The 14,512-nt window shown below is 72.7% G+C and carries 11 protein-coding genes; 8 read left to right on the forward strand and 3 right to left on the reverse strand.

Annotation, left to right across the window (positions count from 1 at the left end; genetic code table 11):
• Window positions 1-13: 13 nt before the first annotated feature.
• The 3 genes from DQ384_RS42145 to DQ384_RS11545 form a co-directional block, all read right to left on the reverse strand.
• Window positions 14-2,971, reverse strand: a complete 2,958-nt coding sequence (locus DQ384_RS42145; protein ID WP_220182892.1) for a serine/threonine-protein kinase — start codon at window positions 2,969-2,971, stop codon at window positions 14-16.
• A gap of 42 nt (window positions 2,972-3,013) precedes the next feature.
• Entirely contained in the window at window positions 3,014-4,243 is a 1,230-nt protein-coding gene (locus tag DQ384_RS11540; protein ID WP_114028717.1) for a serine/threonine-protein kinase, read from the reverse strand.
• Window positions 4,244-4,323: 80 nt separating this feature from the next.
• On the reverse strand, window positions 4,324-5,979 hold the full coding sequence (locus DQ384_RS11545; RefSeq protein ID WP_181871157.1) for a fumarate hydratase: 1,656 nt from the start codon (window positions 5,977-5,979) through the stop codon (window positions 4,324-4,326).
• Window positions 5,980-6,212: 233 nt separating this feature from the next.
• Between DQ384_RS11545 and DQ384_RS11550 the strand changes: the two genes are divergently transcribed.
• From DQ384_RS11550 to DQ384_RS11585, 8 genes are all read left to right on the forward strand, one after another.
• The gene (locus DQ384_RS11550; protein ID WP_114028719.1) at window positions 6,213-6,521 is read left to right on the forward strand and encodes a hypothetical protein; all 309 of its coding nucleotides are present in this window, start codon (window positions 6,213-6,215) and stop codon (window positions 6,519-6,521) included.
• 182 nt (window positions 6,522-6,703) lie between these two features.
• Window positions 6,704-7,687, forward strand: coding sequence for a Gfo/Idh/MocA family protein (locus DQ384_RS11555; protein WP_114028720.1), 984 nt, complete (start codon window positions 6,704-6,706; stop codon window positions 7,685-7,687).
• A complete protein-coding gene (locus tag DQ384_RS11560) occupies window positions 7,684-8,562 on the forward strand; it encodes a TIM barrel protein (protein ID WP_245966389.1) in 879 nt (292 codons plus the stop codon). Before DQ384_RS11555 ends, DQ384_RS11560 begins: the two co-directional genes overlap by 4 nt.
• Window positions 8,559-9,515 (forward strand): 5-dehydro-2-deoxygluconokinase, encoded by a 957-nt coding sequence (gene iolC / locus DQ384_RS11565; RefSeq protein ID WP_114028721.1) that lies wholly within the window; start codon window positions 8,559-8,561, stop codon window positions 9,513-9,515. Before DQ384_RS11560 ends, iolC begins: the two co-directional genes overlap by 4 nt.
• A gap of 35 nt (window positions 9,516-9,550) precedes the next feature.
• Window positions 9,551-10,432 (forward strand): class I fructose-bisphosphate aldolase, encoded by an 882-nt coding sequence (locus DQ384_RS11570; protein ID WP_114028722.1) that lies wholly within the window; start codon window positions 9,551-9,553, stop codon window positions 10,430-10,432.
• On the forward strand, window positions 10,432-11,280 hold the full coding sequence (iolB, locus tag DQ384_RS11575) for a 5-deoxy-glucuronate isomerase (protein WP_114028723.1): 849 nt from the start codon (window positions 10,432-10,434) through the stop codon (window positions 11,278-11,280). Before DQ384_RS11570 ends, iolB begins: the two co-directional genes overlap by 1 nt.
• Window positions 11,277-13,112: a 3D-(3,5/4)-trihydroxycyclohexane-1,2-dione acylhydrolase (decyclizing) gene (iolD, locus tag DQ384_RS11580; RefSeq protein ID WP_114028724.1), complete on the forward strand. Its 1,836-nt coding sequence runs from the start codon at window positions 11,277-11,279 to the stop codon at window positions 13,110-13,112. The genes iolB and iolD overlap by 4 nt, the downstream gene beginning before the upstream one ends.
• 198 nt (window positions 13,113-13,310) lie before the next feature.
• Entirely contained in the window at window positions 13,311-14,498 is a 1,188-nt protein-coding gene (locus DQ384_RS11585) for an MFS transporter (RefSeq protein WP_114028725.1), read from the forward strand.
• The last annotated feature ends 14 nt before the right edge of the window (window positions 14,499-14,512 follow it).

Here is a 14,512-nt window from a genome sequence, read left to right on the forward strand (position 1 = left end):
CCCCAGTCTTGCCCTAAGAACCTCCGGGCGCGTCGGCCCGGGCGGGGCGGAAGGACGACAGGACGGTCGCGAGCTGCGGCCGGTGCGCGTCCCAGCGGGACTGCGGGGTGGACCAATAGATCGCGTACGTCGGGCCGCCGGGCACCGCGACCCAGCGCGACAGCACGTGGACGGGGCCCGCGGTGGCGGTGTAGGTGAACTCCCAGTCGGCCACGTCCGTCCCCGGGTACGGTGTCGGGCGGGTCATGATCAGCCGCAGTCGCTTGTACCCCGGGTACGTGCCCGCCTTGAGCGCGCGCGCCTCCGCCGCCTTGGCCGTGTTCAGGATGTCGGCGCTGGTCTCCGGCGACCGGCTGACCCGCGCCGCGCGGACGTCGCCGTCGGCGCCGAAGCCGACGCTGCGGCCCTTGGGGGTGCTCTGGAGTCGCTCGGGCAGGTCGATGGCGTAGCCGCTCACGTCCTCGTAGCGGCGGAACCCGGGGGCGGGGGCCGTGCTCGGGGCCGCCTCGGCGCCGGGGACGGAGACGTTGACCGACTCGGCCTCGCCCGGCGTCCTGGAACCCGTGGCGGAGGTGGAGCCGTTCTCGCGGGAGGTCCCGGACGGGCCTGAGCCCTTGACGCTGCCGGTGTCGGAGAGAGCGGCGGCGGCGAGCATGACGATGGCCGCCAGGCCGAGCAGGGCCACGGCGATGAGGACGATCATTCCGGCCGGGCTGTTGCTCCGGGGGGAGGCCGTCCCCTGGAAGGCGAACAGGTCGGTGCCGAGCCCACTCTCCTGGTGGACCTTCTCACCCTCGGAGCCCTCGCCGGGCACGCCGGGGTTGTAGCGAGAAGCCGGCGTCTCGGGCGCACCCGGCCCTGACGGCGTACCCGGCGCTGAAGGCGCACCCGGCCGGAAGGGCGTACCGGGCCCGGATGGCGTACCAGGCGGGGAGGGCGTACCAGTGCGAGAGGGCGCGCCCGGCCCGGACGGCGTACCCGGCCCGGACGAGGGACCCGGGCCTGACGCGCCCGGCCCGGCCGGGAGGGGGGATCCAGGTGCCGATCTGGGCTTGGGCGGTGCCCCGGGCGCGGGGTGCGTTCCGGTCCCGGACTCGACGGCCGGCTCCACGGGGGCGGCGAAGCCTTCGGGCGGTGTGGCGTCCGGCGGCGCGGCTTCCTCGGGCGCGGGGAATCGCCTGGATGGCGCGGTGGCCCGCGCGGGCGACGGCGGGCGTGTGGGCCCATCGGAGGCGGACGCCGCCGTACGCCGGTCGGGTCCCGGCCCACCGGAAGACCCCGCCGGACGTCCGGCCGGGGTGCCGGCGGTTCGGGACGGGGGCCCGGCGGGCCTCGGTGGAGACGACGGCCCGGCCGCGCGTGACGCCGGGCCGTCCCCCGGGATCGGAGGGAGAAGACCCACCATGGTGGCCTGGTCGTCCTCGCCCGGGTCCTCGTCGTCGGCACCGTCGCGGCCACCGGCCGTGCGATCGACGACGGCGGGCGTGGGAGGGATGGGACCGCTGGAGGCTTTGCCGGTCGGCGCCTTGCGGGAGGTGCTGCCGGGGGAGGTGCCCGCGGTCGGGCGGTCCGGGGGCGTCGTCTGGGGGTTCACGCCGGGAATGCGCAGCCCGCCCTTGGGGCGGATGACCACCATCGTCTGGTTGGGGTCCGGCTCCGCCTCCGCGTCGGTCGTGTCGCGCGGCTCCCCCGCGGCCCCGCTCTCCGCGTCCACGGACGCTTTCACCGCCGGCCTGCCACCACCAGTAGAGCTCGCTACGGCGTCGGCCGACGACTTTCCCCCGCCTCCTGCGGGCGGCGTTGTCCGTGAACCCGCCGAGTGCGCGCCTGCGGACTGGTGAGCCGGCCCTTGGCCGGCGGTGGGGTTCTGACCGGGAGCGGGAGCGGCGGTACCCGGGGTTGGGGAAGGGGCGGCGGGGGTTCCGGCAGTGCTGCCGGAAGTTGAGGTAGGGGCCGCTGGGGTTTTGGGAGCGGTGCTGGGGTTTGAGGGAGGAGTGCCAGGGGTTCTGGGAGGGGGGTTCGAGGATTTGGGAGGTGTGTCGGGGGTTGAGGAAGTGGGGTGGGGGGTTTCGGATGGGGTGTTGGGGGTTGTCGAGGGGAGGTTCGGCGTTTTGGCGGGGGTGCGCGGGGGGTTGGGGGTGGGGGTGGCGGGGGTTCTGGCGACGGCGCGGAGCATGGTGGTGGCGCGGTCGCGGGTCAGGCGCTTGGTGTGGTCCTTCTCCAGCAGGGCTTCGAGGACGGGGCGCAGCGGCCCCGCCTGGGTCGCCGGGTCGGCCTGTTCGGTCATGAGCGCGGCTAGCGTCTCGCCGACCGTGCGCCGCTCGTACGCGGGCCGTCCCTCGACGGCGAAGTACAGCGTGGCGCCGAGCGACCACAGGTCGGACTCGGGGCCTGTGTGGTCGCCCCGGGCGCGCTCGGGCGCCGTGTAGCCGGGGGAGCCGATCACCATGCCGGTCTCGGTGATGTTGCTGTCGCCCTCGGCCTTGGCGATGCCGAAGTCCGTGAGCACCACCCGCCCGGTCTCGGTGAGCAGGACGTTGGCGGGCTTGACGTCGCGGTGCAGGATGCCCTGCTCGTGGGCGGCGCCGAGCGCTCCGAGCAGGTCGAGACCGATCTCGGCGACGAGCCGGGGCGGCAGCGGGCCCTCCTCGTCGATCACCTGGTCGAGGGATCTCGCCTCGACGAGCTCCATGACGATCCAGGGGCTGCCGTCGACGACGATGGCGTCGTGGACGGTCGCCACGGAGGGGTGGGCGATCTTCGCGGCGGCCCGGCCCTCGCGGATCATGCGTTCCCGCAGCTCGTCGCGCTGCGACTTGCTGAGCCCCGGATCGTGGCGGATCTCCTTGACGGCGACGTCGCGGCCGAGGAGGCGGTCGTGAGCGCGCCAGACGGTGCCCATCGTCCCCCGGCCGAGGGGAGCGATCAGCTCGTACCTGGAGGCGAGCAACCGCGTCTGCTGTTCCGGCATGAGTAAGAAGATAGCGATTCCGTCTTGAGAATTGCTTTCGCCTCACTTACGCATATTTTTTGGCCAGAGGCGACGCGGAAGCAGAATCTTCATGATCGCGGACAATTGCCGCAGCATCGGGCTCGTCTCCGAGCTCGCCGGAGCGCGGCGGCGGCCCGGCGCGGGGTCGGACGGCTTGCGGTGGGAGCCCTCGGACGACCGGCGCGGCGTGCGCGGCGGCGGCACCGGCCCCGCGTAGGGCGTGGGCGGCGTCGGCAAGGAGACCGGGCGCTCAGGCCGGTGGTCGGCGCGGTGCTGCCCGCGATGGGAGGTCTTGCGGGGCGGCGTGGCGCCGAGCGCGGGGCGCGACCCGTTGGAGGACGAGGAGGCCGGCGGTGCGCCGCTGCCCGTCACGGCCGTCTGCCGGCGGGTGGACGTGCGGTGGGCCGGGCCGCCCAGAGGCTCCTCGGCCGAGCCGCCCGCCGCGACGCGCGCGAGCATGAGCGAGGCCCGCGCGGCGTCCAGCCGGGCCTCGGGGTCGATCTGCAGCAGCCCGCGCAGGATCGGCGCCAGCGGCCCCGCCAGCTCCATGGGGATCGGCTCGCCGCTGGTGAGCGCGGCCAGCGCCGCCGCGGCCGTACGGCGCCCGTGCAGGCCCCGGCCCTCGACGGCGGTGTACAGCGTGGCGCCGAGCGACCACAGGTCGGCCGCCGGGCTCGCGCGGTCGCCGAGCACGCGCTCGGGCGCGATGTACCCGGCCGAGCCGAGGACGATGCCGGCCTGCGTGATGGACGCGTCGCCTTCCAGCGCGGCCAGGCCGAAGTCGGTGAGCACCACGCGGTCTTCGGTGACGAGCACGTTGCTCGGCTTCACGTCGCGGTGCAGGATGCCCTTGGCGTGGACGGCGCGCAGCGCGCCGAGCACCTGGCGGCCGATCTCGGCCACCCGGCGCGGGGGCAGCGGCCCCTCCTGTTTGACGAGCTCCTCCAGCGAGCGGGCGTGCAGGAGCTCCATGACGATCCACGGCCGGTCGTCCTCGGTGATGACGTCGAAGACCGTGATGACCGAGGGATGGGTCACCATGGCGGTGGCCCTGCCCTCGCGTTCGGTCCGCGCGCACAGCTCGGCGCGCAGGTCTTCGTCCAGGACGAGCGGGAGCCGGACCTCTTTGACAGCGACGTCACGGTCGAGCAGCTCGTCGTGGGCGCGCCACACCGTGCCCATGCCGCCCCGCCCCACGGGCTCGAGAAGCCGGTATCGCGAGGCTAGCTCGTATCCGGACGGGGCGCGCATGGGTGGCAGCTTACCGATTCGTTTATCGCCGCCTGTAGAGGCCATGCCGATTCTCTGTTGAGATCTTCTGTCAAAAGCAGTCAGATCCTGCGACCGATGGTGAGCACGGGGCCGGTGGTGTCCTGGAAGAAGTCGCCGCCCTTGTCGTCCACGACGATGAACGCCGGGAAGTCCTCGACCTCGATCTTCCAGACGGCCTCCATGCCCAGCTCCGGATATTCCAGGACTTCGACCTTCTTGATGCAGTCCTGGGCGAGCCGGGCCGCGGGGCCGCCGATGGAGCCGAGGTAGAAGCCCCCGTACGTCCTGCACGCGTCGGTGACCTGCTTGGAGCGGTTGCCCTTGGCCAGCATGACCAGCGAGCCGCCCGCGGCCTGGAAGCGCTCGACGTAGGAGTCCATGCGGCCGGCGGTCGTCGGGCCGAAGGACCCGGACGCGTACCCCTCGGGCGTCTTGGCCGGACCGGCGTAGTAGACGGCGTGGTCCTTGAGGTAGTCGGGCATCGGCTCGCCCGCGTCGAGGCGCTCGGCGATCTTCGCGTGCGCGATGTCGCGGGCGACGACCAGCGGGCCGGTCAGCGAGAGCCGGGTCTTGACCGGGTAGCGGGTCAGCTCGGCGAGGATCTCGCTCATGGGCCGGTTGAGGTCGATGGAGACGACGTCGTCCGACAGGTGCTCGTCGGTCGTCTCGGGCAGGAAGCGGGCCGGGTCGGTCTCCATCCTCTCCAGGAAGACGCCCTCGGGCGTGATCTTGGCGAGGGCCTGCCGGTCGGCGCTGCACGAGACCGCGATGGCCACGGGGCACGAGGCGCCGTGCCGGGGCAGGCGGATCACCCGCACGTCGTGGCAGAAGTACTTGCCGCCGAACTGCGCGCCGATGCCGAGCCCCTGCGTCAGCTCGAAGACCTTCTTCTCCAGCTCGAGGTCGCGGAAGCCGTGCCCGGACGCCGACCCCTCGGTGGGGATCGTGTCGAGGTAGCGGGCCGAGGCGTACTTGGCGGTCTTGAGCGCGAACTCGGCGCTGGTGCCGCCGACGACCACGGCCAGGTGGTACGGCGGGCAGGCGGCCGTGCCGAGCGAGCGGATCTTCTCCTCCAGGAAGGCCAGCATGCGCTTCTCGTTCAGGACCGCCTTGGTCTCCTGGTAGAGGAACGACTTGTTGGCGCTGCCGCCGCCCTTGGCCATGAACAGGAGCTTGTACTCGTCGGGGTGGCCGTGCGGGTCCTCGGCGTACAGCTCGATCTGGGCGGGGAGGTTGTCGCCGGTGTTCTTCTCGTCCCACATGGTCAGCGGCGCCATCTGCGAGTAGCGCAGGTTCAGCCTGGTGTAGGCGTCGTACACGCCCCGCGAGATGTGCTCGGCGTCGGCGCCGTCGGTGAGCACGTGGCGTCCGCGCTTGCCCATGACGATGGCGGTGCCGGTGTCCTGGCACATGGGCAGCACGCCGCCGGCCGAGATGCTCGCGTTCTTGAGCAGGTCGAGGGCCACGAAGCGGTCGTTGCCGCTCGCCTCCGGATCGTCGATGATCTTGCGGAGCTGCGCGAGGTGTGACGCCCGCAGGTAGTGGGAGATGTCGTGGATCGCGGTCTCGGTGAGCAGCCGGAGCGCCTCCGGGTCCACTTCGAGGAACGTACGGCCCGCCGCCTCGACCTGCCGCACTCCCTCGGCCGTGATCAGACGGTATTCCGTCTCGTCGTGGCCCAGCGGAAGCAGGTCGGTGTAGTCGAATCCGGGCATCTCGCCTGTACTCCTTCGTACTCCTGGACTCGTGGACGCCATGGGCTTCTCGGCCGCGATCGCCGCCGCCCAGTGCAGAGTACGGCCATCGGCGGAGTCTTCCTTACCCGGGGCGGCCCGCTCTTGGGGAAATCGTGGCGTGCCGCTTGCGTCTTCCGACCGCCCGGGGGCGAATACCCAAATATGCGCGTTCGATAATGAAAGTACGCGCGACATCCAAGATCGGGGGAATCATGGATCCGGGCTACATCGTCGTGGTCATCTTCGGGGTCGTCGTGGTGGCCGCGGCCCTGGGGGTGGCGCTCGTCACCATCGTCCTTTCCGGCATCAAAGGCGAGCACGCGCAGTGGCCGGTGCGCCCCGAGCGCGCCGCGCCGTCCGAACCCGAGCTCACCGGCCAGGCCCGGAGGGCGGAGATCCGCGCGGACGAGGGCGGCGAGCATCCGGAGTGGACCGGCCGCGAGCTGGCGGGCGACGACCTCAGACCGGTGGGCACACACGAGCGGAGGCGGGCCGTCCCCGGGCGGGCGCGCTGGTGGTGAGAGCGGGGCCCGGACGCCTTCCGCCGGGACCCGGGCGTCCGAGCCCTTCCCCTCGATCCCACGCGGTGAGGTGGCCAAGACCACAGTTCATCTGAATGTCAGGACAAACTATTGACTCCGCGCACTCTGGTTACTTAGAACTGGGGACGGGTCGCAAGAGCTGATCGAGCCGCGGAGGCAGTATGCGTGTGGGTCTGTTGGGTCTCGGCCGCATCGGGGCGTTCCACGCCGCGACGCTCGCCGCCCACCCGGAGGTCACCGAGTTGGTGGTGTCCGACGCGTACGGGGAGCGGGCCGCCGAGGTGGCCGCGCGGGTGGGCGCGGTCGCGGGCGACGCCTTCGACGCCGACGCCATCGTGGTGGCCACCCCCACCTCGACCCACGCCGAGCTGATCCTGAAGGCCTGCGCGGCCGGGATCCCGGTGTTCTGCGAGAAGCCCGTCGCCCCGACCCTGGAGGAGACCGCCCGCGTGGTCGAGGCGGCGAAGGACGGCGGCACGCTCGTCCACATCGGCTTCCAGCGGCGCTTCGACGCCGGGTACACCGCCGCCCGCGCGGCCCTGCGCTCGGGCGAGGTCGGCGACCTGCACCGCGTCCACATGCTGACCGCCGACCCGCGCCCCCCGGCGGCCGAGTACATCCCGCTCTCTGGCGGCATCTTCCGCGACTGCCACATCCACGACTTCGACATCCTGCGCTGGGTGACCGGCCGCGAGGTCGAGTCGGTGTTCGCCACGGGCGCCAACCGGGGGGCCGCGTTCTTCGCCGAGGCCGGCGACGTGGACACCAGCGCCGCTCTGCTCACCCTCGACGACGGCACCTTGGTCACGATGCAGGGCTCGCGGTACAACGGCGCGGGGTACGACGTGCGCATGGAACTCGCGGGAACCCGCTGCACGATGGCCGTCGGCCTGGACGAGCGCGTGCCCCTGACCTCGGCCGAGGCCGCCGTCGACTTCCCCAAGGGCGAGCCCTGGCCCGACTTCGGCGCCCGCTTCGAGGCCGCGTACATCGCGGAGATCGGCGCCTTCCTCGCCGCCGTGCGCGACCGCGGCCCGAGCCCCTGCACCGCCGAGGACGCCCTCGCCGCCCTGCGGATCGCCGAGGCAGCCGAGCTGTCCCGCCGCACCGGCAGGCCCGCGCGCGTCGCGGAGGTGACCGCGTGACTCTCAAGATCGCCGCCGCTCCCATCTCCTGGGGCGTGTGCGAGGTGCCCGGCTGGGGCTACCAGCTCGACCGGGAGCGCGTGCTCGGCGAGATGCGCGCGCTCGGGCTCTCGGCCACCGAGCTCGGTCCCGACGGCTTCCTGCCGCCGTCCCCCGAGCACCGCCGCACGCTGCTGGACTCCTACGGACTGCGCGGCATCGGCGGTTTCGTCCCGGTCGTCCTGCACAACCCCGAATACGACCCGATCCCGGAGGCGCGGGCCACGCTGCGCGCGTTCGCCGAGGGGGACGTCGAGACGGTCGTGCTCGCCGCGGCGACCGGCGCCGACGGCTACGACGCGCGCCCGGTGCTGGACGGCGAGGGCTGGAAGACCCTGCTCGGCAACCTCGGGCGGCTCCTGGCCGAGGCCGGGGACTTCGGGCGGGCCGTCACCCTGCACCCGCACGTCGGGACGATGATCGAGAACCGGGAGGAGGTCGACCGCGTGCTCGACGGGTCGGACATGCCACTCTGCCTGGACACCGGGCACCTTCTCATCGGGGGCACCGACCCGCTCGACCTGGTGTCCAGGGCAGCAGCCAGAGTCGCACACGTTCACCTCAAAGACGTGGACGCCACGCTCGCCGCCCAGGTGCGCGCCGGACGGCTCAGCTACACCCAGGCCGTGCGCGCCGGCGTGTACCGTCCCCTCGGGCGTGGCGACGTGGACGTCGCGGGCATCGTGTCCGGACTCACCGCCGCGGGCTACGACGGCTGGTACGTCATGGAGCAGGACCTGATCCTCGACGGCGAGCCCCCGGCGGGCGAGGGCCCCGAGGCCGAGGTCCGCGCGAGCCTGGCGTACCTGGCCTCGCTGCCGGAGGGGCGCGCATGACCGAGGTGCTCACGATCGGCAGGGTGGGCGTGGACATCTACCCCCTGCAGATCGGCGTCTCGCTGCGTGAGGTAGAGACCTTCGGCAAGTACCTCGGCGGCAGCCCGACCAACGTGGCCGTCGCCGCCGCCCGGCTCGGGCGCGACGCCGCCGTGATCACCCGCACGGGCGCCGACCCGTTCGGGGCGTTCGTCCACGACGCGCTGCGCTCCTACGGCGTGGACGACCGGTACGTGACCGAGGTGCCCGGGTTGCCGACGCCGGTGACGTTCTGCGAGATCCACCCGCCCGAGCACTTCCCGCTGTACTTCTACCGCCACCCCAAGGCCCCCGACCTGGAGATCCACACCCGCGAGCTGGACCTGGCCGCGATCAGCCGCGCGGACCTGTTCTGGGCGACGGTCACCGGCCTGTCCGAGGAGCCCTCGCGCGGCGCCCACCTCGCCGCCTGGGAGGCGCGCGGACGGGCGCCGCTCACCGTCCTCGACCTCGACTACCGCCCCATGTTCTGGTCCTCGCCGGACGCGGCGCGACAATGGGTGCGCGAGGCTCTGCGGCACGTCACCGTGGCCGTGGGCAACCTGGAGGAGTGCGAGGTCGCCACCGGAACGCGCGACCCGTACGACGCGGCCAGGGCGCTGCTGGACCTGGGCGTCGAGCTGGCGGTCGTCAAACAGGGCTCCGCCGGCGTGCTCGGCATGACCGCCGGCGAGACCGTCGCGGTCCCGCCCGTGCCGGTCGAGGTGGTCAACGGCCTCGGCGCCGGCGACGCGTTCGGCGGCGCGCTGTGCGACGGCCTGCTCGCCGGGCGCGGCCTGGAGGAGGCGCTGCGGTTCGCCAACGCCGCCGGCGCGATCGTCGCCGGGCGGCTGGCCTGCGCCCCCGCCATGCCCACGGCCAAGGAGGTCGAAGCCGTGCTGGAGCGGCTCGCCGCCGGGGAATCCGATGCGTGACGAGGCCCGGGTCTCCCGGCCTTCGAGGGGGATCGATGCGTGACGAGGACCGCAGGAAGCTCTCCGAGTACCGTGCCCGGTACCCGGAGAAGATCGCGCAGGCCGCCGCCGAGCGCCGGCGAAGGCCGCTGCTGGCCGGGCGCGACCAGCTCCTGATCATCGCGGCCGACCACGCCGCCCGGGGCGCGCTCGCCGTGCGCGGGCGTCCCATGGCGATGGCGAGCCGCTTCGACCTGCTCGACCGGCTGTGCGCCGCCCTGGCCAGGCCCGGCGTCGACGGCCTGCTCGCCACCCCCGACATCATCGAGGACCTGCTGCTACTCGGCGCCCTGGACGACAAGGTGGTGGTCGGGTCGATGAACCGCGGCGGCGTCCACGGCACGGCGTTCGAGTTCGACGACCGCTTCACCGCCTACGACACCGACACGATCGTCCGCATGGGCCTCGACGGCGGCAAGATGCTGTGCCGCGTCGGCCTCGACTCGGCCGAGACGGTCCGCACCCTGGAGGCGTGCGCCGGGGCCGTGACAAGCCTCGCCCGGCAGGGGCTCGTCGCCATGGTCGAGCCGTTCTGGTCCCGCCGCGACGAGGGCGGCGTCCGGCACGACCTGTCCCCGGAGGGCGTGATCCACTCCATCCACGTCGGGCAGGCGCTCGGCGCGACCTCCGCGCACACCTGGCTGAAGATCCCCGTGATCGACGAGATGGAACGGGTCATGGAGGCCACCACCCTGCCCACCCTGCTGCTCGGCGGCGACCCGACCGTCGCGCCCGACCAGGTGTACTCCTCCTGGAGCAAGGCGCTGCGGCTTCCCGGCGTGCGGGGGCTCGTCGTGGGGCGCGCGCTGCTCTACCCTCCAGACGACGATGTGGCCGCGGCCGTCGACATCGCCGCCGGTCTATTGGAGGTGTCCTGATGTCGTACATCCCCGCGGGCTCCACGGCGGCGGCTCCCTGGGCGTTGTGGGTCTCACCCGCGAGCGCCGGCTGGACGTACGCCGGGCTGCGCGCGCTCAACCTCTCCGGCGAGACGGTCGAGTTCGAGACCGGCGACGAAGAGATGCTGGTCGTCCCGCTGTCCGGCTCGTGCGTCGTCGAGTGCGACGGCGAACGCCTGGAGCTCCAGGGGCGCGAGTCGGTCTTCGCCGGCGTCACGGACTTCGCGTACCTGCCCATCGGGGCGACCGCGCGCGTCACCGGCCGGGGCCGCTTCGGCCTGCCCACCGCGCGCGCCACCCGCCGCCTGCCCGTACGGTACGGCGCGGCGGCGGACGTCCCGGTGGAGGTGCGCGGGGCCGGGCAGGCCAGCCGGCAGGTCAACAACTTCTGCGCGCCCGAGGCGTTCGAGTGCGACAAGCTCATGGCCGTCGAGGTGCTGACCCCCGGAGGCAACTGGTCCTCCTACCCGCCGCACAAGCACGACACCCCCGGCGAGGGCGAGGCCGTGCTGGAGGAGATCTACTACTTCGAGGGCGGCCCCGGGTACCAGCGGGTGTACGGCGCGCCGGGCCGGCCGATCGACGTGCTCGCCGAGGTCGGCTGCGGGGACGTCGTCCTCGTCCCGCACGGCTACCACGGGCCCTCCATGGCGGCCCCCGGCTACGACCTGTACTACCTCAACGTCCTCGCCGGCCCTGACGAGAAGCGCTCCATGGCCTTCTGCGACGACCCCCGCCACGCCTGGATCCGCTCCACCTGGCAGGACCAGCCCGTGGACCCCCGCGTCCCCATGACCGCCAAGCCCGATGGGGAGGTGACGGCGTGAAGACCGTCAGGCTGACCGTGGCGCAGGCGCTCGTGCGGTTCCTCGCCGAGCAGTGGAGCGAGCGCGACGGCATCGAGCAACGTCTCATCGCCGGATGTTTCGGCATCTTCGGGCACGGCAACGTGGCCGGCATCGGCCAGGCGCTGGCCGAGCGCGGCGCGGGACTCGGCGACCCACTGCCGTACTACCTGGCCAGGAACGAGCAGGCCATGGTCCACACCGCCGTCGGCTACGCCAAGACGCGCAACCGGCTCTCCACCTACGCCTGTACGACGTCCATCGGCCCCGGCGCCACCAACATGGTGACCGGCGCGGCGCTCGCGACGATCAACCGGATCCCGGTGCTGCTGCTCCCCGGAGACATCTTCGCCACCCGCGCCGCCGGAGCCGTCCTCCAGGAACTGGAGGACCCGCGCTCGTACGACGTCAGCGTCAACGACTGCCTGCGCCCGGTCTCCCGCTTCTTCGACCGGATCAACCGGCCAGAGCAGCTCCCGTCCGCCCTGATGGCGGCGATGCGCGTGCTCACCGACCCCGCCGAGACCGGCGCGGTGACGCTGGCCCTGCCGCAGGACGTCCAGGCCGAGGCGCACGACTGGCCCGTCGAGCTGTTCGAACGGCGGGTCTGGCACGTCGCCAGGCCGATCCCCGACGCCGCCGCCGTCGAGCGCGCCGTCGAGGTCATCAAGTCGTCCAGGCGCCCCCTCATCGTCGCGGGCGGCGGGGTCATCTACAGCGAGGCGTGGGGCGAGCTGACCGCGTTCGCCGAGGAGCACGGGGTGCCCGTCGGCGAGACGCAGGCCGGCAAGGGCGCGCTGCCGGACGAGCACCCGTGCGCGCTCGGCGCCATCGGGCACACCGGCACCGCCGCCGCCAACACCATCGCCCGCGAGGCCGACCTCGTGATCGGCGTCGGCACCCGGTACACCGACTTCACCACCGCCTCGCGCACCCTCTTCGGCGACGCCCGCTTCGTGAACCTCAACGTCACGGCGTTCGACGCCGCCAAGCACGCCGGGGTCATGCTCGTCGGCGACGCCCGCGAGGCGCTCGCGCTGCTCGACCTCGGCGGCTGGCGGGCCGATCCCTCGTGGACGGTGCGTGCCACCGGGCTGAGCCGCGACTGGCGGTCCAGGGTCGCCGAGCTCCAGGCCGGGGAGGCGCTGACGCAGCCGGTCATGCTGGGCGTGCTCAACGAGGTCGCGGGGACGGACGGCGTGGTCGTCAACGCCGCCGGGTCCATGCCCGGCGACCTGCACAAGCTGTGGCGCGCCTCCGACCCGAAGGCGTACCACGTCGAGTACGGCTACTCCTGCATGGGGTACGAGATCGCCGGCGGCCTCGGCGTCAAGCTCGCCGCCCCGGAGCGCGAGGTGTTCGTGCTGGTCGGCGACGGGTCGTACCTGATGATGGCCCAGGAGATCGCCACCGCCGTCCAGGAGGGGCTCAAGCTGGTCGTCGTGATCGTGGACAACCACGGCTTCGCCTCGATCGGCGGGCTGTCGGAGTCGGTCGGCGCGCGGCGGCTCGGCACCTCCTACCGCATGCGCTCCACGGACGGCCACCTGGAGGGCGCCTACCTGCCGGTCGACCTCGCCGCCAACGCGGCCAGCCTCGGCGCCGACGTCCTCCGCGCCACCGACCCCGAAAGCTTCCGCGTAGCCCTCCTCAAGGCCCGCGACGCCAAGACCACGACGGTCGTCCACGTGGAGACCGTCCCCGGCCCGACCCCGGAGACCACAGCCTGGTGGGACGTCCCCATAGCCGAAACCTCCACCACTCTCCGCGAAACCTACGAAGACCACAAACGCTCCCAACACCCCTACCTGTAACGCCCGCGCTCGCGCTGCCTCCCTCCGCCGACGCTCGCATTGGCCGGCGGTGACGTGGTCTTCTCCGGAGCCGATGCGGTGGGAGTAGGACGGGGATTCGGCCACCGCCTCGGTCATCCCCGAGGCCATTGACCGGTTGAAGGCGTGACCGTACCCTGGCCGAACTTGAACCAGCCTCATGTTCCAGTGGAGGCCGCAGTGCCAACCCCCCGTGACCGGCGCGCGCGCCTCGCCACCTTCGCCATCTTCTTCGTGCAGGGGCTGACGTTCGCCACCCTGCTCACCCAGGTCGCCGCGCTCCAGAGGAAACACGGGCTCAGCGACCGCGAACTGTCCATTCTGCTGCTGGTGGTGCCGGTGATCGCGGGCGTCGGCAGCGTTCTGGCCGGGGAGATCGCCAAGCGGCACGGCAGCCGGGTGGTGCTGCGAATCGCACAGCCACTCGCCGGGCTGGCCGTCGTCCTCGCCGGACTCGCGGGGAACGTCCCCCAGCTCGTCGGCGCCAACGTCCTGTTCGGGCTGTGCCTCGGCGCGGTGGACGCGGGCATGAACATGCAGGCCGTGACGGTCGAGCGCCGGTACGGCCGGCCGGTCCTGACCGGGTTCCACGCGCTGTGGAGCGCCGCCGCCGTCATCGGTGCGGCGTGGGCCTCTGCGGCGGGCGGGATCGGGCTCGGCCTTCCCGCGACCTTCGCCGTCGCGATGGTGGCGGGTGTCGCGATCGCCGTGGTCGCGGGGCCGACGCTGTGCGCTCCCGAGGAGGAGCATGTGGAGCCGGTCGCGGACGCGCTCGCTCCGGGTTCGCCGGGGACGCGCTTCCCCTCGAGGCCGATCCTGCCGCTGTGCCTGGCGATGGCTTTCCTGTACGTGGGGGACGCGTCCATCTCGAACTTCGGCTCCGTCTACATGGACAAGATCATGCATGCGTCGGCGGCCGTCATCCCCCTGGCGCTCGGTGCGTACCAGGCGACGACGTTCGTGGTCAGGGTCGGTGGTGACCTGGCCGTACGCCGGTACGGGCCCGCGGCGATCGTCCGCATCGGCGGGGCGCTGGCGGCGCTGGGCTTCGCAGGGATCGTCGCGGCGCCGAACGAGCCCCTGGCGATCGTCGCGTTCGGGGTCGCGGGGGTCGGCCTGTCGGTGGTGGCCCCGCAGTCGTTCTCGGCCGCCGGACGGCTCGACCCCGCGGGTACGGGCGTCGCCATCGCGCGCGTCAACATGTTCAACTACGTCGGCTTCATCGTCGGAGCGGCCCTGGTGGGCGGCATCGCGGACGCGGCGGACTACCAGGTGGCGTTCGCCGCCCCGCTCGTCCTTGCAGCGGCCATAGTCGCCCTCGCCTCCGGCTTCCAGGCGAACCGGCCCCTCCACGTCCCCTCGTCTTGAGGTGCTGCCGCGGA

Origin of the sequence: Sphaerisporangium album (genome assembly GCF_003323745.1) — a bacterium.
In the GTDB taxonomy this organism is placed as follows: Bacteria; Actinomycetota; Actinomycetes; order Streptosporangiales; family Streptosporangiaceae; genus Sphaerisporangium; species Sphaerisporangium album.